The sequence below is a fragment of the Stygiolobus caldivivus genome (assembly GCF_019704315.1).
Classification (GTDB): Archaea; Thermoproteota; Thermoprotei_A; order Sulfolobales; family Sulfolobaceae; genus Stygiolobus; species Stygiolobus caldivivus.
Genome location: NZ_AP024597.1, coordinates 575,438 through 595,110, shown reverse-complemented (window position 1 = coordinate 595,110; position 19,673 = coordinate 575,438). Strand labels below are relative to the sequence as shown.

General features: G+C 41.3%; 10 protein-coding genes and 4 tRNA genes. 7 read left to right on the top strand and 7 right to left on the bottom strand.

What is annotated here, in order from left to right; translation table 11 throughout:
• Window positions 1-128 precede the first annotated feature (128 nt).
• The 3 genes from KN1_RS03030 to KN1_RS03020 all read right to left on the bottom strand — a co-directional run bounded on the left by KN1_RS03030 (window position 129) and on the right by KN1_RS03020 (window position 6,594).
• Window positions 129-216 (bottom strand) — tRNA-Gly (locus tag KN1_RS03030).
• A gap of 136 nt (window positions 217-352) precedes the next feature.
• The gene (locus KN1_RS03025) at window positions 353-1,780 is read right to left on the bottom strand and encodes a carboxypeptidase-like regulatory domain-containing protein (protein WP_221289353.1); all 1,428 of its coding nucleotides are present in this window, start codon (window positions 1,778-1,780) and stop codon (window positions 353-355) included.
• Window positions 1,781-1,860: 80 nt separating this feature from the next.
• Complete coding sequence (locus tag KN1_RS03020; RefSeq protein WP_221289352.1) at window positions 1,861-6,594, bottom strand: hypothetical protein; 4,734 nt, start codon at window positions 6,592-6,594, stop codon at window positions 1,861-1,863.
• A gap of 1,177 nt (window positions 6,595-7,771) precedes the next feature.
• Between KN1_RS03020 and KN1_RS03015 the strand changes: the two genes are divergently transcribed.
• Window positions 7,772-9,706, top strand: a complete 1,935-nt coding sequence (locus tag KN1_RS03015) for a hypothetical protein (protein ID WP_221289351.1) — start codon at window positions 7,772-7,774, stop codon at window positions 9,704-9,706.
• A 109-nt stretch (window positions 9,707-9,815) separates the two neighbouring features.
• Here KN1_RS03015 and KN1_RS03010 read toward each other — a convergent pair whose 3' ends face one another.
• Window positions 9,816-10,508 (bottom strand): helix-turn-helix domain-containing protein, encoded by a 693-nt coding sequence (locus tag KN1_RS03010; RefSeq protein WP_221289350.1) that lies wholly within the window; start codon window positions 10,506-10,508, stop codon window positions 9,816-9,818.
• A 37-nt stretch (window positions 10,509-10,545) separates the two neighbouring features.
• Between KN1_RS03010 and KN1_RS03005 the strand changes: the two genes are divergently transcribed.
• The 3 genes from KN1_RS03005 (at window position 10,546) to KN1_RS02995 (ending at window position 11,440) form a co-directional block, all read left to right on the top strand.
• Window positions 10,546-10,621 (top strand) — tRNA-Pro (locus tag KN1_RS03005).
• Between the two features lie 49 nt (window positions 10,622-10,670).
• Window positions 10,671-10,758: transfer RNA gene (locus tag KN1_RS03000), tRNA-Ala, on the top strand.
• Window positions 10,759-11,352: 594 nt separating this feature from the next.
• A tRNA-Ala gene (locus KN1_RS02995) sits at window positions 11,353-11,440 on the top strand.
• A gap of 1,028 nt (window positions 11,441-12,468) precedes the next feature.
• On the opposite strand, the gene KN1_RS02990 is transcribed toward KN1_RS02995, so the two are convergent.
• The gene (locus tag KN1_RS02990; protein ID WP_258712643.1) at window positions 12,469-12,777 is read right to left on the bottom strand and encodes a nascent polypeptide-associated complex protein; all 309 of its coding nucleotides are present in this window, start codon (window positions 12,775-12,777) and stop codon (window positions 12,469-12,471) included.
• 94 nt (window positions 12,778-12,871) lie between these two features.
• Here KN1_RS02990 and KN1_RS02985 point away from each other — a divergent pair, with 94 nt between their 5' ends.
• A complete protein-coding gene (locus tag KN1_RS02985) occupies window positions 12,872-14,140 on the top strand; it encodes an MBL fold metallo-hydrolase (RefSeq protein ID WP_221289348.1) in 1,269 nt (422 codons plus the stop codon).
• A complete protein-coding gene (locus tag KN1_RS02980) occupies window positions 14,137-15,309 on the top strand; it encodes a threonyl-tRNA synthetase editing domain-containing protein (protein WP_221289347.1) in 1,173 nt (390 codons plus the stop codon). Before KN1_RS02985 ends, KN1_RS02980 begins: the two co-directional genes overlap by 4 nt.
• Here KN1_RS02980 and glmS read toward each other — a convergent pair.
• Together glmS and mvk are read right to left on the bottom strand one after the other, a co-directional pair.
• Window positions 15,296-17,065 carry a glutamine--fructose-6-phosphate transaminase (isomerizing) gene (gene glmS, locus KN1_RS02975; RefSeq protein WP_221289346.1) on the bottom strand — a complete coding sequence of 590 codons (1,770 nt, stop codon included), beginning with the start codon at window positions 17,063-17,065 and terminating at the stop codon, window positions 15,296-15,298. The genes KN1_RS02980 and glmS overlap by 14 nt on opposite strands.
• A 23-nt stretch (window positions 17,066-17,088) precedes the next feature.
• Complete coding sequence (gene mvk, locus KN1_RS02970; protein WP_221289345.1) at window positions 17,089-18,051, bottom strand: mevalonate kinase; 963 nt, start codon at window positions 18,049-18,051, stop codon at window positions 17,089-17,091.
• A gap of 31 nt (window positions 18,052-18,082) precedes the next feature.
• Here mvk and KN1_RS02965 point away from each other — a divergent pair, with 31 nt between their 5' ends.
• Complete coding sequence (locus KN1_RS02965; RefSeq protein WP_221289344.1) at window positions 18,083-19,153, top strand: sugar phosphate nucleotidyltransferase; 1,071 nt, start codon at window positions 18,083-18,085, stop codon at window positions 19,151-19,153.
• The last annotated feature ends 520 nt before the right edge of the window (window positions 19,154-19,673 follow it).

Below are 19,673 nucleotides of genomic sequence, written 5' to 3'. Positions count from 1 at the left end.
CAAATTATAGATAAAAGCTAAAAAAATATAAAAAGTGTTTAATTATATAAGCCTAGTTTTGCTCCAAAAACGAGGACAATACGGAATAAACTAAAAATTATAAAAAGTCATAAACCGTTTAAAATAAGTGCGGCCGCCGGGATTTGAACCCGGGATTACTGGCTCTCCCCTTTACATGGGAGGCCAGCGTCCTAATCCAGACTAGACGACGGCCGCAATTTCTATTTAATCAGTCATCGTAATAAATTTTACTCATTTTCCCTGTCAGGATATAAAGGGAAAAGAAACAGCATTGAAAAAATAACTACTAAGAACAAGTAGGAAGAAAGGAAAGAAAAGAAAAAAAAGGATTTTAACTTATTTTTCTATAGACTAATATAATAGCTATTATTGCTACTATTAGGCCAATTATTCCAGCTATTATACCGCCATATACTAAGGGCAGTATACCGTCAACCTTAGAGTTCAATGAAGACACTTGACTACTTAAACTCCCCACAGTCCCATTTAACGAATTTATTTCGCTCTGCAATTTTGTTACAGTCCCTGATAGCCCGGTAGCGGTCTGGTTAACGGACTTTAACTCTGTGTTTAAGGTATTAATGTCGTTATTAATCGTAGTTATGCTCTGGCTCAGTGAAGTTAAAGTAGTGTTTAATGAAGTTATGCTCTTGTTCAGCGCAGCTACATCTTGCGACACGATGTTAATTTCGTTCTGTAATTGAGTTAAAGTCGTGTGTATATATGTGAGGGCATTGTAGTAAGCCTGAACCTCCACATAGCTGCTCTGAGTATAAGTAATATACGTAGCGTTTATATCTAAGTCAACCTCGTATGGGACACTCGTGTAGTTTTCAACAGCAGCTACAAAAGTTATATTGTAATCACCAGCATATTTTCCAGAAGTTATTGGAGAGTAAGACACTATCTTTATCTGACTTGGTAATGCGGAACTCACCGAGAGGGTAGCATTTGTCACGGGCTTACCAGCAAACATAACTGCAACTATCATAGAAGCAGGGAGTCCCTGAGTGACTACGACTGATTGCAAAGGTGACTGCATAGTACCGGCATCAACTATAGAATTATTCTGTATAACGTATAAGGGTACAATTGTTAATATTGCAGGGTATAGATGAATAACCACATTAACAGTCTGGTTACCAATTACTGAGACATTAGCACTTGATGATACATAACCGGACGCACTAGCCTCGACCTCAAAAGTCTGAGTAAAGTTATAAGATATAACATGAAAGGTCGCAACTCCACTAGGGTTAGTAGTATTTTGTGATATTAGAGTATGGACACCGTTAGTCACATTATAAAGGTACACTGTAGCTCCACTAACCGGTAAATTCTGATTGTTCAGCACTTCTACGTTGATAGTAGCCTCCGCCGGTATGTACACCACATTTATAGTACCAGTTTCAGGGGGTGTACCTGACGTCGATACTATAATAGTATAAGTCCCGGGAGAGGTCAATGAGCCTGTACCAAAAGTACCCAGATCGGCATATATATATCCTTGAGCATTAGTATGAGCTGCTGGATTAACATACACATACTTACCGTTATATTCTACGTAAATAGTTACTGGGACATTAGGCTCTCCAGTACTTGCATTCAATATTAACTGCTGGCCCGAATGATAAACCTCGTTATTAGCAACTGGTGAATAAAATGTTATGCCTCCACTAGTATAGCTAGCACTAAAAACTGGAATTGACACTACCATTGCAATCATTAACAAAATTGATATCAAGTAAGATCTATTCATTTAAACACCACCTGATTGTATACGAAACTTATAAAAAGATATTAAAAAACAAGATTTAACTTTTATCCACGATCCCCGCTTTAAGTTGTGACGTTGACGTTAGTGAATATTAGTGATACTGGGTATTCTGATAGGGCAGGACCGCCAGCGTATGGCACTGCAAATAGCACTATTACATACTTCCCTGGTGGTAGTGACGCAATACCGTTAAGCTGTACGTAGACCAGCAAGTTAGGTACTGGAGTGCCTATCCCTAATGCTGGTTTAGCTACTACAGCCTGGTACGAGTAGTAGACTAACGGTGCGCTGGGTTCAGGAGCTCCTATAGACACATTGAACTCTTGAGCTGGATACACTAGTGCTTCTATCTGGAACTCTAACGGGTACGGAATCACGCTAGTCACATATATCTTTACGACTTGATCTGTTGGAGTTATCACTAGGGACTGGTTGTACTCATATACATACTTAGGTGCATGAGGTATAGGAACTACCGGAGGTACACTGAATGGTGCTAACCTAATCGGAGTGAAGTTAATTGGCTCTAAGGAGGTATTGAAGGTTACACTCTGTATCGGGTCAGACACTGTCACGTAAACTTTCGCATTAAATCCTACTGATATGTTCTTATATGGTACTGATGGTAACAGGAAGTATCCAGCTGGGCCTAGTACGTATGTCTTACCAGCAATTATTATGCCTAAGCTTCCGTTCGTATATACGGTAGTATTGCTCACCTCTTTCACTGGCACTATAGTATTGTTAGCTATTATGACGAAGGGTATAGTACCGTTGAATACACCGCTAGCAGGAGCAGTTTCAACCAGTGTTGGAACTACATCACCAGATACCATAGTCTTTACACCATATACATTCATAATTACCGTTTGCCCGCTTGTAGCGTTGTAGTATACCATAGCCATGTACTTTGGTCCTACAGTATTGCCAGTCACTACGGTTATGTTGCTTAGTGTTAAGGACAATACTGATGACACTGCAGATTGTGCATACTGTTTATCAGATATTGACAAGTGAGGCTGGAATGATACGTTCTCAGCAATAAACCATGGAGGTGCAAACGTGGGTATCGGATAGAACGGATAGGCTGTTAAGAAGAACTCTACCTCACCGGGCTGGATAGCTATCGGAGCTATTCCTTGTAGAGCTTCTAACTTCGCAGTAGCGGTTAAAGTCTCACCGGTTATGTAGTCGTGGTAGGATATTGTGAAGTTGCTACCGTTCAGTGCCTGGACAGTTGTGTGCAGTACTTTAACTAGACCCGCTATACTGAGCTCAAAGTCATATGTGCCATTACAGTATAGCTGCTGCTGTCCATCTAGAGATATGAATAGTGTGGTCAGGTTACTGAACGATGGTATTATGGATACTGTAGTTCCATTTGGATACGTGACTTTAATAGAGAACATGTACCCTAGTAACTGAGATACTGCCGGGACATTGACTAATTCATATGTGCTAGACACCCACTGTAAGTCAAGTAAGTTATTTACACTACCTATTGCTAGATATGTTGGCAGTGTTGAGCCATAGTACGGTTCTAACAGTACTAGGTTTGCATATGTAGCATATAACGGAATTACGTTACCGGGTATGTAGAACTCGTCAGTTACGTTGGGGACTGTCATCCTTGCTATGTCCTTGTACGCACCTGTCGACTGGAAGTCATGGTATACAGCATAGTCAGTAGTCTCATATAATATACTAAAGCCGCTGTTGACGAATGAGCCATTGGGGACTGTTAAGTATATACCCGGACCTTGCCCTACATAGGTACCGTTCACAGTTACAGTACCAACAGACGCTAAGTCAGTCTGGTACCTTACATATAACTGTACAGTAATGTTAGGTGTTGCAGCTCCTGGGAATGGAACAGGTGGCAACGCAGCTTGAGGTGTGAGATCTATGTAACCTACTTGTCCACTGCTACCAGGTAAGACATTCATGTTCGCTGGTGTGATTACACCTGAAATTATCGATGACACGTTTAGTCCTGCTATACCGTAGAACGGTACTGAGTAATTGTATACCATCCCGCTAATCTTCACGGTCTTTACTTGTGATTGCTCAAAGTAGTAGTTAACGGTTGGGTTATTACTACCAAAGTACTGTAACCCATAAGATGCTATAGCCAAAGTTGGATTAGTAATTCCAGTAGCATAGATTTGTGTAGTCTGGCCAGTAGCATATACGTAAGCCTCTAAGTATGTTGGCTCATACGGTTCATTAGGATTGTTATGGGGGGAGTAGCACACCTCTGGAGATAATGAAAGATATTCTTTCGTTCCATTAACATACCCTACTGGGAACACACCGGAAGATTTATACACTGTACTGGAGCTTATTGCAGTCCCACTTGGATATATAGTCCCACTGTACAATATCACTGGCCCACTGACCGGCTTATTATTGTAGTTCAAAGCATAAGGTAAGGTATAAGTAAACGTACCTGCCGGATACCCTGGATCTAGTATAGCGTCGGGGTCATATATACTTAGAGTAGCATAGTTCTGGCATATAAAGTCTGACGGAGTTACAGGTGATATATAGACTTTAGGCGGTATTACTACAGCATAGAAGTAACCTTTATTGGCTGATAGCGTGTTACTCTCAGCGTTGTATGCAGTAACTACTACGCTGGTCTCATTAGTCCATAAGCCGAAGTCAACTAATTCTATATATGCGTACTGAGGTACAGTTGATAACTCTACGAATAGAGGTGCGGTACCGGTGGTCGTAGCTGGGACGGTAGGTGCACTTAATGTTAACTGGAAGTAAGGTAATAGAGTAAAGCCGTACATCTCAGGGAGATTATTATACATCTCTGCTATGAAGGGCTCTTCAGTACCGGTTATTGCTACTTCGTACTCATTGAAGCCGGATAACACAGATGGGGTCTCATATACTGCTGATAGAATATATCCCATTGCAGAGGTACCGTTTATGTACGCGTACGCAGGTGTCAGTAATAAGCCATTGAAGCTGAAGTTACCTTCAGTCACGTTACTAAACGTTAGAGTAGCATTTGTGAATAATGTAGCTTTCACATTCGCCATTGAACTATACAAGTGACCTTCTGCGTCTATACTAGATTCTCCGGTCACAGAGATATTAGATGGTGGAGTAGATAATAATCCGCCATAATAGTATGGGAAAGAAGCGTGTGAAACCTCGTACACACCTTCATACGCCACAGCCCTTAACTGGATCAGAGCTGAATAGAAGTTTATCGTAGCTGTCTTTGGCTCGGTTATAGTGACCGAGTACTGCTTACCGTTAAAGTATGAGGTAAATGTAGTCGATGCAGGATATGGTACACAGAACTCAAATACTGGTAACTTCCCAATTGTAGTATTAGGTTTATACCCTTTGTAAAGAGCATATACTTGAGTTTTTTCAACTTGCTCAACACCATAAGGCTTTATCTCTGGAACTTGAATATACAGATTAGTGACGTACTCTGATACAGTACCATTCTTGACTCCGGGTATGAAGGTCAATAGGTAAACATAGTAGGTTGTAGTTACTATAGTATTCCCTTCATAATGTGAGACATTAAAGTACCCAGAAGCGTTTATTGTCTTACCGCCTAACGTTGTATCATTACTTGTCGTAATTATTCCGAAGAACTCGTGGTAGCCGTTAGAGAAGTTATACGCGTTAAACATGAAAGTGCTGGGATAGTTATCTAGCGAAGCTATATACCCTAAGCTGGCGAAACTTAAAGATACTGGACCTGGTGTGGAGTAATTAAGCTGGAACGTAAAGTTACCTGGTGCGTTATTGAGTAAGCCGTCAACCAATGTGAAGTTTATTAGAGCTCTACCCCATATCTTTGGTTGAGTAGTCGATAACGAAGCTAATGCAGGGCCTAGGTTACCGTTAGCTTGTATCGGGTTGAAGAACCCTGACTGCGATGGGGATGTAGCAAATACTAACGGAGAGAATATTATTATCTGGTTACTCGTGTATGGGCCTAGAGTAGCACCCCCTATAGTGAAGCTCGACAATGTAGCATACCCTATATACTCTACGTGGTTTGGGCCGCTAGCATTTTCTTCTAGTATAGTTTCACTTGATAGATATGAACATATTTCCTGAGCAGGAGTCCCCGTTGACGCGCTTACTACTTTACCAGTTTGAGTATCGTATAATGTACTAAGAGGGTTAGTTAATAGGTAGTTTATATGTACGCTAGCTACAGTGTTTACTGTACCTGTGGTTACGTTATATACATAAGTTTGGGACGCTGATAAGTCTGGTATGTAGTTCTGTAAAAATGTAATAGGGACTTGGACTGTAGTGTTAGTTGAGGGGGGGGTTAAGGGGTGTCGGTGTTCATAACCTACACCTATCATGAAGAACACTAGTTTCGACACGTTGTTATAGTATACGTAATACTGATAGGTAGTCCCTGGTGGTGTCTGTAAATCGTGGTAGAAGGTAACTTCTGCTGGGCCTAGAATAGCTTGTCCGTTTACTGCGTTTTGAGCTACGAAGTACATCTGGACGTTATTTGCAACGCTCTGCAGTAATTGTGCAATCGCATTATTCAAGTTTGTACTTATCTTTGTCAAGTTTACGTTGGATACGTTAACTACGTACATTATAGACTGTACATAACATGTTATACCTTTAGCATTAACATAAGAAGACAAATATATAGCCCCTATTTGTCCGGCTGCAGGCAATGGGGTAGCTGCTTGTGGTACTATAGATGTTAGGAGTGGGCTTGCTTCAATTATTATCGAAGCTATAAATAACGTAGATAGGATTAAACCTAGGGTCCGATTCATATCACTTCTAAGGGAAAGGAGTAGTCTCTATTTATAAATTCTTTTATACACTTGTATACATCTCAATCCTTTAGGTTTAGCGCTCATCTAAGTAGATATATAGCGTGTAAAAATACAAAATTTATGCCCGTATTACAGCTAATAAATTACGTAACTAGTAATAGAAATTATAGCTATATTCGACTCCAAAAGGATTTGCGTCCAAAATATCCAGTATCTATCTTTATAACCTATGTAGAGTATGCCGTTAACTCGAATTCCTTAATTCCGTAAACATATACTTGGTCATAGGGTATATACTGCGAGTTGTAACAAAGTAGAGGTTAAAACTAGTGTTAAGGCCGTGGCTAACTTAGGTCACTTTGTAACCTAAGCTCTTTAATAGTTATGGACTTTAAGCTTTAAATACACAGTTACTGTATAAAGGTGGATAACAAGTGAAATATCCTTAAATTGATATTAAGCAAAATTATACTCTAACATCTACCTTAAGTCGGTATAAAATATTCTCCCTATCATTACTTTTAACCTTGTAATTTTATCCCTATTAAAGGGTGTTATCTAACCCTAGTTTTATGTAAATTCATGATATAGTTTTTGTTAAAAAATTGTGGCGGCTGATGGTCGTTTACGTACCTTTGTAATTTCTATTCGTCTTACCAAGGTAATATTTTAGCTGTTAATTTTACGTTAATAAGGACAATATTAATACAAGAAGGCTAGTAGGACTGACAACAGGAATACTGTAATTTTAATTGCATGGAACATTTGACGCATACGTGTTATTTGCCGACTTGAGAAAAAATGCTTCAATTCACGATTAATATTTTAACGACCCAATCGAGTATTACCCTAAACACTATTTATATGTCTTTACCTTGTTTTATGCAAAACGCTTAGGGGCTTAGCGCTCAAACTGGGAGTACGGCATGTAGTATATTGTATATATAATTTTATTTAAGTAAAAATCTCGGAAACTTGAGGGTTTTGGGTAAGACGTGACGTGAATCCTTTCCCTAAAACTACTTTTCCCTTATTAAGCCCGATTTTAAGCTGAGTGCTAGTTTTTTACTTAATGAACCACAATGCATATATATAAATACTTACATTTGAAAACTCGTCAATAATACCATATGCCAAAGAACTTATTTACCTTTTTATTTTAACCTGATCTAACATGTTGAGAAGACTAATAGGCTTAATGATAGTAATACCAATGATATTACTTATTTTTAGTACTTTGCCAATTTACTTAGCGCAGTCCCCTTCAATATATTCTACCACGGGCATAACGGTGCTTCCAGATTCGTCAATCAACCCGCTAGGTGCTTCGACACCCCAAATAGTGCTACCGACGTCGAGTGGCTCCGCGACTTTTAACCTTATCATAATAAACAGTAGAGATACACCAGCCCAAGTCCCAGTGTATGTAGACTCCTCCCTCTACTCTACGGTTACGTTACAACCTTACTCGTACCAGATCGAGTCCATTTCCCTTTCAGTAGGGGTACACCAAGTAGAAGCTAACGGGCAGACTTTTGACGTGAACGTCACTGAACTGAAAAACGCGGTAACTGGGACCATGAGCATTAACGGGAGCGAAAACGTATATGTGTTTAATGCAGTCCCAGGCCATTACTACACTGTAGATTATAACTATAGCTCGTCGGTGGGTTCGCTAATACCAGAAGGACATTTCGTCTCTGACCTAGCTAATAATTATTATGAAGGAGTTTACTGTTCACCTAGCCCGTACGGCACTTTCGGAAAAATAGAATTTGTAGTGCCCAACGATATACCGCAGGGGCTTTATTACATATACATTTACCATGAATTCACAAATAGTTCTGGTGCTCCCTTATCCTACGTATACGGTCTGGTGCTGATCAACGTCTCTTACGGTATAATGTCATCACTACCTTCTCCGAAAGTATATTCTCAGAACGGCATTACAGTAGAAGCACAAAACATAAGTGGGAACACATATCTAGAAATTAACTACCCGTTCTCCTTCGCTAACACCTACACTATAACACTAACTACTCTAAGCGGTACCCAGACAATTACCCTAACGAATACTAGTGGAGGGACTTACTCTATATTCCCTCCGCCTCTCCCAGCGTTTAACGCAAACGTGTACGGGGCTAATATACCGTGGGCGTACTCTAACGACTCCGTGATACTGAAGTTACCCCAGTTCTACCAAGCTCAAGTCCAGATTAAATCACCAACGGGGACAGTGAGCTTAAGTATACCGAGCAAACCGGTAGCCCTTAGCACACTAACTATTGAGGCTGTGACCCCCGCGGGGTTACCGATACCGGGCGCTAAAGTAACGGTGTATAACGTAAGCACTATGCAGGCTATCAACACTTATACTACAAACTCTCAAGGGTTAACTCAGCTAACTCTCCCCACAGGCAGCAAAGTAAACGTCTCAGTCAGTGCTTTAAAATACATAGCTAACTCTACAGTGATAACACTAAGCAGTAATATGACGGTAAAGGTGTATTTGACCCCGATATACTTAGGCTTGTCACTAAACCAAGTATCTGAAAAATTACCTAACGGTAGTACGATGACAATTAGTCCATCTCCTACAATTACAGTGTATGAAGGAACCGCGGTGACTTTCGGTATCAAAGTAGCTACTAACAGCCCGTATGGTGTAACGTTAACGGCTACGATTAACGGGGTCCCGGTCAATATAACGATGAATAACGGGGTGTACACCTTGAGTTACGTATTCAGTAACGTAGCCACTTACCATGTAGAAGTAGAAGCGAGCAGTAACGGTGCCACGAACAGCACTACTATAACAGTAAATGTAGTAAGCCCACCGTCTACTCATACTAGTACGATACCACCAACAACAAGCACAACACCACCAACCTCTACACAGCCTAGTACCAGTACTCATACCTCTACAACACCACCAACAACAAGCACAACACCACCAACAACAAGCACTAGTTCCTCGGTGTCGATAACTCCACCGCCTACCCCACCTTCTACCTCGCAAACGACAACATTGAGCCTCCTACCAATACTTATTATCGTAGTAATAGTAGTTATTGCTGCTGTAGTAGCTGTAATATTCCTAAGGAAGTAAAATGTAAACGATAAGGTTTTTTATTAAGCGAGTTAGTTTTTATTTTTTTATCTTAACCCCCCAGAGTTCAGGGTAAAGTCGTACAAGTACCCACTTTTTATTGGACTAGCTAAATTTTCCTTATCCTTTCCTTAATTTCCTTAGGGTCTTTTAAGGTAGAAACTATCAGTGTAATGCCGTCTTTCTCTGCGAGTAATAGGGCTAGAGGGTCTAACTTTACCGGTCTGTGGAGTACTATTATCGAGGGCTTAATAGGGGCTATCTTTAAGGCGATCAGGGGTGACCTACCTGAACTGACGTTAGTAAATACTACTACCCTACCCAACATGAAGTTTAACAATTGGTAGAACTCAAGCCCCTTAAGGCTCGTTATGGCCTTTATACTATCAGTTATTACCCAACCGTAGACTCTGGACTCCGGGACAAAAGAGTTGGGTATTACCCCGTCTATTGCCATCACGATTTCGTCCACCCCTACTGGGGACTGGAAGTCCCCCAAGTCGTCTATAAAAGGGAGCATTAGGGTATAGCCCTTGATCAGTTCATTGATGACTTTGAACCCCCTTTCTCCGTCTATCTCTATTAGGGCTGACACGAACTTCCTGAGGAAGTCGATACCGGGCTTTCTCCTCCCCCTCTCATAGTCTGCGATAACAGACTGGGAAATGCCCATATGCCTCGCTATTTCCCCTTGCGAGATGTTGAAGGCTTCCCTCCATTTCCTCATAGAAGCCCCGGGGGACTCGCTCCAGCTTATGTCCCCCGCGATCCTTTTAGCGAGTGTCTCGATAAGGTAGTCCATAGAAAAAGCTATAAGTAATGGGGGAATTAATCTTATTGGGCCCGTGGTCTAGCTTGGACTAGGATGCGGCGTTCGGGTCGCCGTGGTCCCGGGTTCAAGTCCCGGCGGGCCCAACCCTTTTATGACCTAAAGCTTTTTTAGCGATTATGGTAATATTACTTTGGGCCGGTAGCTCAGCCTGGAAGAGTGCTCGGCTCGCAACCTAGGGCAAGAAACCGAGAGGTCCCGGGTTCAAATCCCGGCCGGTCCACTTCGAAATTAAGTCCCTTAGAAACACCTAAGGATGTTTTATAAATAAAATTCCTAGGTGGAAGGAGATAAAGAGGGGAGTCGGAGTTAAGTTGGGTAAAGTGGATAATGGAGCATAGTAATGCCCTTTAAAACTTAGTAAGCGGTTTTTAGAGTGAAAGGATAAAGAGTACTTGATTACAGATCTGATTTCTAGAGAGGTTGGGTTTTAAAACCGTGATGTATAAGCTAATTTAAGTAAATAGTTATAAATATTTTGATAATAAGATAGTGATTTATTCTTTGGTTTGAACTTTAAAAACTAGATTTTAAGAAAAACTGGAGAAACCGATGGAATATCATAAAAAAATCAATAGCTTAACGTACTCATTATCACGAGTAATATATCCTACTGGTGTCTGAACACGTAAAATAGGGCACTCCCAATCCTCGTCCTAATATCAATGTCATGCTGGTTTTGATGTGTCTTGAACTTACCTTTTCTAAGGGTAACGTTGTAATGAAAATTGGTTTAAGATTTACGTAGTATTTTAGCAACACCGTAGAGTGGCTTAGGAAAAACTTAAATCTAGTTAATTATTATACTGATTTGAGTGGGCCGGTAGCTCAGCCTGGAAGAGTGCTCGGCTTGCAACCTAGGGCAAGAAACCGAGAGGTCCCGGGTTCAAATCCCGGCCGGTCCACTCTTCTTAGTTTATAACAATTTACGTCAGCTATCTCACGCCTTTGAGGGTATTATGGAAAAAGACCTCTCCATTTTTGACCTTAGTCTTGATGAGAGTAGGACACGAGGGTTAATCGTGTATAAAGTATTCTGCCTTGATACTCCTTATTTTTCCTTTGTAACCCTTAACCCGCTACCCTCTCATCTGTACATTAGGGCTATTATCAAGGACGTGATAAAACCTGAGATGTGTTAAAGCTGCGCCTTTAACTCAGGATGAATTTACGGGGAATTACTCGTGGGACTTGGGCTTTTACTAAATCTTAATAAATTTAAGCCTAAACCCTCAGCACTTAGTCCTTGTTGAAGTCAAAGGAGATTACTCGTTTAGCGTTTATTAAAAATCGTTGTGCTCGAGTATTACCTCTAACACTTTCCTCAGTACTTATACCTTAATTTTTTACGTTTAATGCTTAGGGTCAGATGATCTAAACCAGAAAATATATGCTATCTTTCTATTAATAATAGATAATATATCCCTATTTAATGAAAACACATGAGATGTAAGGATTTTACAGATAATACCACTCGTTCATCTTTTTCCGCCCCTTTAGCGGGATGACCAAGCATACGCCCGCGACACGTCATGAACGTGGGGGAGGGGGTATATATAACGTCTGCACTGCTCTTATAGTCCTTTCCATAATAAATGTAACGTGACTTAACGTCTGTTTAGGTGTGGTGTAGTGGCATGGCTTAATTTATTCCCCTCTACCGTAGAAAGCCGTCACTTTCATATCTTTATATCCAAATACGTAAATAAGGGCATTTAACCCTCACTACCTTTAGGTAAACAGTCCATATCTGGTACCACGGTTTCTAAGAAATACCGCACGTATAAATAAGAAAATTTCACAGTTTATCTGAGCCGTTAATACGCATCTCGGGCTGACCCCTCTAACTTTTTTCCCTAGCTTTTTTCTTGCCATTCCTCGATGTGTTCACTAAAGTCAAGGGAGTAGGTTCATAAAGATAAAAACGGGGTATTTACCCCTTATTCTCTCCCCCGGTAAGTAAGAGTATGGCTTGTGCAATGTCCCCGTTTGTCTTCTGTAATGCTTCCCTGACCTCGTTCTCGCTCTTCCCCGTCTGCTCCATCACGAACTTCACGTCTTCATCACTAATTTCTACTTTCTGCTCTTTAACTTGTTCCTTAGCACTGCCTATTACTGTGTATATCTCTTGTCCCTGTTGTGTCATCTTTAGTACTGAAGGGTTTTCGATCACTAACGTCTTGTCTTGGAGCTCTATTATGACCTTAATAGCGTCTATCTGTTCTGTCTTTATCCCCAGCATCCTCTCCAAGTTTTTAAACTGGTTAGGTTTTACTTTCACATATTAACTTCAGTAAAACAAACTTAATAGCTTGGCGGTCAGAGATTAATGCATAATGAGTAATTACACAATAAAAATTCTAGGCGGAGGAAAAGAAGTAGGCAGAGCGGCTATTGAGGTAGAGAAGGGAGGTTCGGCAGTAGTACTCGATTACGGAGTAAACTTTGACCCAAACGACAACCCCAATTTACCTTTGCAAGACGCACCGGGCAAGATTAAAGGCTTTGTAGTTTCCCACTCACACTTGGACCATGTAGGTGCTTTGCCCCTATACCAGATTTCAGGGAACTACCCGGTTTACGGGACTAGGATAACGAGGCTAATTACTGAAATAATGTTAAAAGACTTCTTGAAGTTATCTGGTGCAAAGCTCCCCTTTGAGTGGGTAGAAGTGAAGAAGACTATGGACAACTTTAGGACCGTTGATTACTATAAAGAGTTCGAGGTAGACTCGTTTAAACTGGAACTGGGCAACGCGGGCCACATACCGGGGAGTGCTATAATTAAGGTAAAGACAGATAAACATGTCATCGCGTACACGGGGGACATAAACTTGACTAACACACATTTAGTAAGCCCGGCTGACTTGGACTTCTTGAGGGACGTTAACGTCCTAGTAATGGAGAGCACTTACGGTAGGTTTAACCACCCCGATAGGAAGACAGTTGAAGAGGAGTTCTATGAGTCAACTAAGGAAGTACTAGAAGAAGGTGGGACAGTCCTAGTGCCGGCGTTTAGCCTTTCGAGGAGCCAGGAGATCCTCTCTGTTTTAGCTGATAGGAAGCTTGAGTACCCCGTATTTTATGACGGCATGGTAAAGGAGATAACTGAGCTTATGATCCATAACCCCGAGTTCATAAATAATTATCCGGCTTTAAAGAGGGCTTACGACAACTTTAAGTACGTTGAAGGGTGGGGGAACAGGAATAAGGCTACGAGGGGCGAAGGTGTAATTGTAAGCAGTGCGGGTATGCTCAAAGGAGGGCCTGCCGTGTACTACTTCAAAAAGGTAGCCGACAACCCGAAGAACGCCGTATTTCTGGTAAGTTATCAAGCTGAAAATACTCCAGGGAGGAGGTTGCTCGAGACAGGGAAATTTGATGAGTATTCCCCTATGTTAAAAGCTAGGTTTCAGCTCTTCGACTTTTCCAGCCATGCAGGGAAAGAGCAACTCAAACAGATCATCAAGGCAGCTAGGAACTTGGAGAAAGTGGTGCTGGTGCACGGCGACCCTGCGAGCTCCTCTAAACTTGCCGAAGAGGTTAGGAGAGAGTTAGGAATATATGTCGAAGTTGCTGAAAATGGTAAGGAGATAAGTGTATGATCCTTTTACTTATCCACGCATCTAAATTCTCTTTCTCGGTCAAGGAGAAGGCTATTAAGGAGCCTGAAGAGCCGAAAATACCGTCTTTAGAAAAGGAAAACGTACTAGTAGTATTTACTACTATCGAAAAGGGTGATAGTGAGGAATTAGTGGATAAGGCTGTGAGCGAAGTGGTAAGCGTCTTCAACGACGTTAAGGCGAGTTCTGTCGTGATTTACCCTTATGCCCACCTTTCAGACAATTTAGAAAGGCCGGCCCAAGCTATTTCATTGCTCAAGTTATTTGAGGACAAGATGTCTAAGGCTCTGGGCAAAGAAGTCTATAGGACACCTTTCGGGTGGTATAAACAGTTTATGATAGACTGTTACGGGCACCCTTTAAGTGAGCTATCAAAGCGTATAAGGGAAGGAGAGGTAAACTACCAGAAGAGCGAGGAACTTAAGGTTTGTGAGAAGTTTGGTTTTTCCAGCTCTCCCCATTCTACCTTTATGAGGAGGGCTACACTCGAGTATTTAAGGTACTTAGCTAAGCCAGATGTGATAATAGAAGGAGAAGGGGAGCCGGAAAACGGGGAAATGGTAATATCCTATTCAACTCCTTCTGGGAGGAGGCTCCCTTGTATAAATGAGGAACCGACCATTAAAGTAAAGACCAAGAGCGAAGTCAACGGTATACCAGATAGTTTTACTGACTCTAAGAATACTTATATCGTGAGGGCTAAGGGCAATAAGGGCTATTCCACGATCAACGTTAACCTACTCACCTATTATTACCTTTTAAATGCGTCAAGGGAAAACCCCCCTACATTACCCTTGTGGCTTTCGCCAGTTCAAGTCAGAATAATCCCGGTAAAAAGGGAGTTTATAAATGAGGCGGTAACACTGGCCTCACAGATAGGGTCGAGGGTAGATATTGATGATACAGAAGACGGTTTAGGCTCCAAAATTGCTAGGGCAGGTAAGGAATGGATCCCCTATCTAGTGCTACTAGGGGAGAGAGAAGTTAAAACCGGTTCGTTGACGGTGAAGATACGAAAAGGAAACGAGCAGAGGAGTTACACCGCGGATGAGTTACGAAAAGAGATAAAAGCACAAGACCCCTTATCTCTACAGCCTTTCTTACCCTTACTTGTCTCTAAGAGACCTAAAAAGTATGTTACTCTACAGTAACGGTCTTAGCCAGGTTCCTCGGTTTATCTGGGTCTAACCCCTTACTTACGGCCGCGTAATAAGCGATCAACTGTATAACTGGAGATATTGAGAGTACTGGGAACTTGGAACTGAGGAAGACTTCTGTGTCAGCCTCTCCTATCTTCTTGTTTACACTAATTGTGAATATTTTACCCCCTCTAGCCTTCATTTCCATTACGTTATTTTTCAGTAATTCGGGCATTTCACCATCATTAATAAATACTACGGGGAACCCGCTCTCTACCAGAGAAATAGGGCCGTGTTTACTCTCACCAGCAGGGTATGCCTCTGCATGTACATAGGACACCTCTTTGATCTTCAGTGCACCTTCCATGGCCAGAGGTAGTGAAAGCCCCCTTCCTAGATAATAGACACTAGCCTTTTTAGATAGTTCTTCTCCTATTCTCTTAGTAAAACCTTCCGTTAAGTTTATAGCCTGTTCAACTTCCTTGTCAGCTTCCTTTAAGGATTTCCACTCTTTACCGAATGTGTAAGAGTATAAGAACAGGAGAGTTGCGACCTGGGTAGTAAAAGTCTTTGTAGCGGCTACACCTATTTCTGGGCCTGCCCTCATGTAGACCTTATAGTCGCTTTCTCTCGCTATTGCACTTTCTATAACGTTAGTAATTGAGACTATTTTAGCACCTTCACTCTTAAGTTTACGTATAGACAGTAATACATCGATTGTCTCTCCGCTCTGGCTAATTGCTACCACTAAGTCCCCCTTCCTTCCTTTCAAGTTGTAGTATTCTGAAGCGACTAGGGGGATCGCGGTTAAACCCTCCCTCGATAACAAGAGAGAGAAATAAAGCCCTGCGTGATAACTGGTTCCCGCACCCGTAATGATAACCCTTTCAGCTTGTCTTATCTCCTCACTTATTTTCTCCACTACATCTAGGTCTGAAACTAAGCTGGAGATAGTATCCCTCACAGCCTTTGGTGACTCATGGATTTCCTTTATCATAAAGTGGGGGTAACCTTCTTTTGAAGCTGTTTCGACATCCCAGTCTATAATCCTTATCCTCTTATGGATATCAACGGCATTCCCGTTTAAGTCCTCTATGTACACGCTTGAATTAGTTAGGAAACCGACTTCACCGTCGGATATGACTAAAATCCTCTTTGTATAAGGTAAAAATGCAGGTATATCACTAGCTATATAGTTTTCCCCTTCTCCGAGACCTATTACGAGGGGGTTGTCTCTCTTTGCGAAGAATATCCTCTTCTCCCCTTGGATTATACCTAATACTGCGTAGCTACCGTCTAGGGACTTTATGGCAGACTTAAATGCAGTAAACGGATCCATCCCCCTCTTCATGAATTCCTCTATTAAATGTGGTATTACTTCTGTATCCGTCTCACTAGTGAACTTGTGGCCCAACGATTCAAGTTCTGCCTTGAGCTCCTTAAAGTTCTTTATGGTACCGTTATGGATTACCGCTATTTTGCCCGAACAGTCCGTGTGCGGGTGGGCATTGTAGTCAGTTGGGGCACCGTGGGTAGCCCATCTAGTATGGCCTAGAAATATATATCCCGACATATCGGGGATTTTCTTCCTGACAGTGACTTGCTCTACTGTACCTTTGGCTTTTCTCACCTCTATCCCTTTACTACCTAGAGAAGCTACCCCGACACTGTCGTATCCCCTATATTCAAGCCTTTTGAGTGCTGAAATCGTAATTTCTGAGAGCTTCTTGCTCTCGTTTGATGATATCACGCCTATTATACCACACATAGTTTATTTTTACACTAATTGCACTAAATTAATTTTACCGTAACGCCTTGAAAAGTCGGGTTAGCGTTTACGATCCTGCCTCCTAGAGCGTTCATTAATAGTTCTGCCCTCTGGTCTTTAGTACATATTACAGCTCCCCCACCTCCTCCTCCGCTCACTTTACAACCTTTAACTCCAGAAGCCCTTGACATGGAAACAAACTGATCCAGTATAGGGACCGTAACGCCCAGTGAAAAGAGTAGCCCGTGGTTCACATACATTAATTCGCCTAAACGGTCTATATCGCCTGAAATTAACGCTTCTTTTGCCTCTAGCGTAACCCTTTCAATACTGTCGATAAGGGAATTGAATAGGGAAGGATCCCTATCTTTGAGGTTTTTAACGTTACGTAGCATCTCTGCAGTGGTCATTATCCTCCTGAAATACCCTGCCGAGAATGTCAGGGGTACCGGTATATTCAAGTTTTCAACTTTATTTTCCCTTATGAGTAGAAAACCGCCATATGTTTCAGTATGCGTGTCCATAATGCTCGCAATACCCTGGACTCTAAGTTCTATTTCGTGGGAGATCTTTGCTATATCTTGTTTTTGTAGGTCTAAACCCAAAAACTTGGAATACGCTATAACTGTCCCTACTACTACTGCGGCACTCGTACCTAAACCGACAGAAGGGTCTACGTTAGACTCTATCTCAATTAGTGCTTTCCTTTCGTTATTAAACCCGTATTTTTCTGAAAAGTAATTAATGACCTCTGTAACGTATGAGATTACCTTTTTTACGTTCTCGTTTTCTATCTTGAACTCGTGTAGGTCTACCCTTATCCCCTTTAGCTGTAAATTGTCAGAAGCTACATAGAACTTCTCGCTCTCCCTCACTCTTACTTTAAGGTTTTCCGATATAGTATACGCAATAGCTGGTTTACCATACACTACTGCATGTTCTCCGAATAGCGTGAGTTTAAGGGGTACATTAGCTTCGACGATCATTGTTATTAATTCCCCGAATATATGTGAAAGTATGGAGGCTATTATCCTTGCGGGAGGTAAGGGAGAGGGGTTAAGTCCCTACTCGGACAAGGAACAAAAGGAGACGATAAGTCTCTTGGGTAGGATGCTTATTTCATATTCAATACAAGGTCTAAGGAAAGCCGGGATAAAGGACTTCATAGTCGTGACTACTGAAAAAGGTAGGAAACGGTTAGAAGAAGACCTAGAGTTAAAAGATATAAGTATAGATATAGTCGTCCAAAAGAGGGAAGGGATTAACGGAGCAGTAAAGGACGGGATCGAAAAAGCAAGTGAGGACACATTAGTGGTGGCTTTTGGAGATATCTTAGCACCGGAGGAGTTCTACATCAGCCTAGTTAACGCTTACCTCACTTCAGGAGCAGAAGTCGTAGTACCCCTGATCCCTATAAGCGAGGGGCTACAAACTTACGGACTCGTTAAACTTACAGATAGGGGGATTATAATAACTAACGAAGGGTCGACTCTAGCTTTAGGCGGTGCGTATGTGATCAGAAACGAGGAAATTGACGACTTCTTAACATATCTACAGTCTAAAGGAGATAAGCTAAAATACTTTATTTGGAGCGAAGAATGGCTAGATATAGGATACCCAGAAGATATTATAAACGGAATAGAGATGATGCTTAAGAGGGAAAAAACCGTGATTTCAGATACTAGCGAAATAGCTAAGACAGCGATAATCGGGAAGAAAGTTATAGTAGATGATAACGCTATAATAGACGACTATGCTGTAATTAAGGGACCTGCGTATATAGGTAAGAACGCTTACATAGGGACATATTCCTTAATTAGGGACTACTCCTCCATAGAGAATAACGCTATAATAGGGGCTTATTGTGAAATAGCCAGGAGTTCTGTTCAACCTTATGCAGAGGTAGGGTCCAAAAGTTATCTTACTTCTACCATTGTAGGGAGGAAAGCAAAGTTAGGAGCTAGTGTTATTACATCGAGCTATCCCGCTAGTGTGATAAGGGGTAGAATCAGTAAACTAGGAGCTCTAATATCTCCTGAAGTACAAGTACCCCACGGGGAAGTCCTTAAACCGGGGAGTAAACTCTAGATACGAAGGAGAATAAGCAAAACACGTTTTCATGCCAATAAACCTTCGAAATCGCGATCAAAGCCAATGTGAGCTATAAAAAAGATAACTAGTGTATTTGATTTTGTCTAAGAAGCGCATAGGACAAATGTCACAGAACGCCTTCTATTGGAAAACCTCTACGGTTAAGTATTAACTGAATAATTACAATGCTTATACTCTAATTTACGTTAAATATTTGAGGTTCTAAAGCTTAAATGGGAAGTATGTAATAATAGTCGTTTAGCTATTATACTATGTCAGACACTATAGGGCAAGACCTCGTCCTTCTGCCCAGAAAATGTGTACGGTTCATACTAAAGTACTCTTGGCCCCCTATTAACAGACCGAGTATAAAATATATCACACATGAAGATTTTTAGGTAAAATATTGTACGTAAAATTCTAACAGGATAAATAAGTAAGTAAGGCTATATACCGTGCGTAATTAGGTAAAAAGATTGAAAGCTAAGAAAACACGGACAGTTAAGATTAGGCCCAG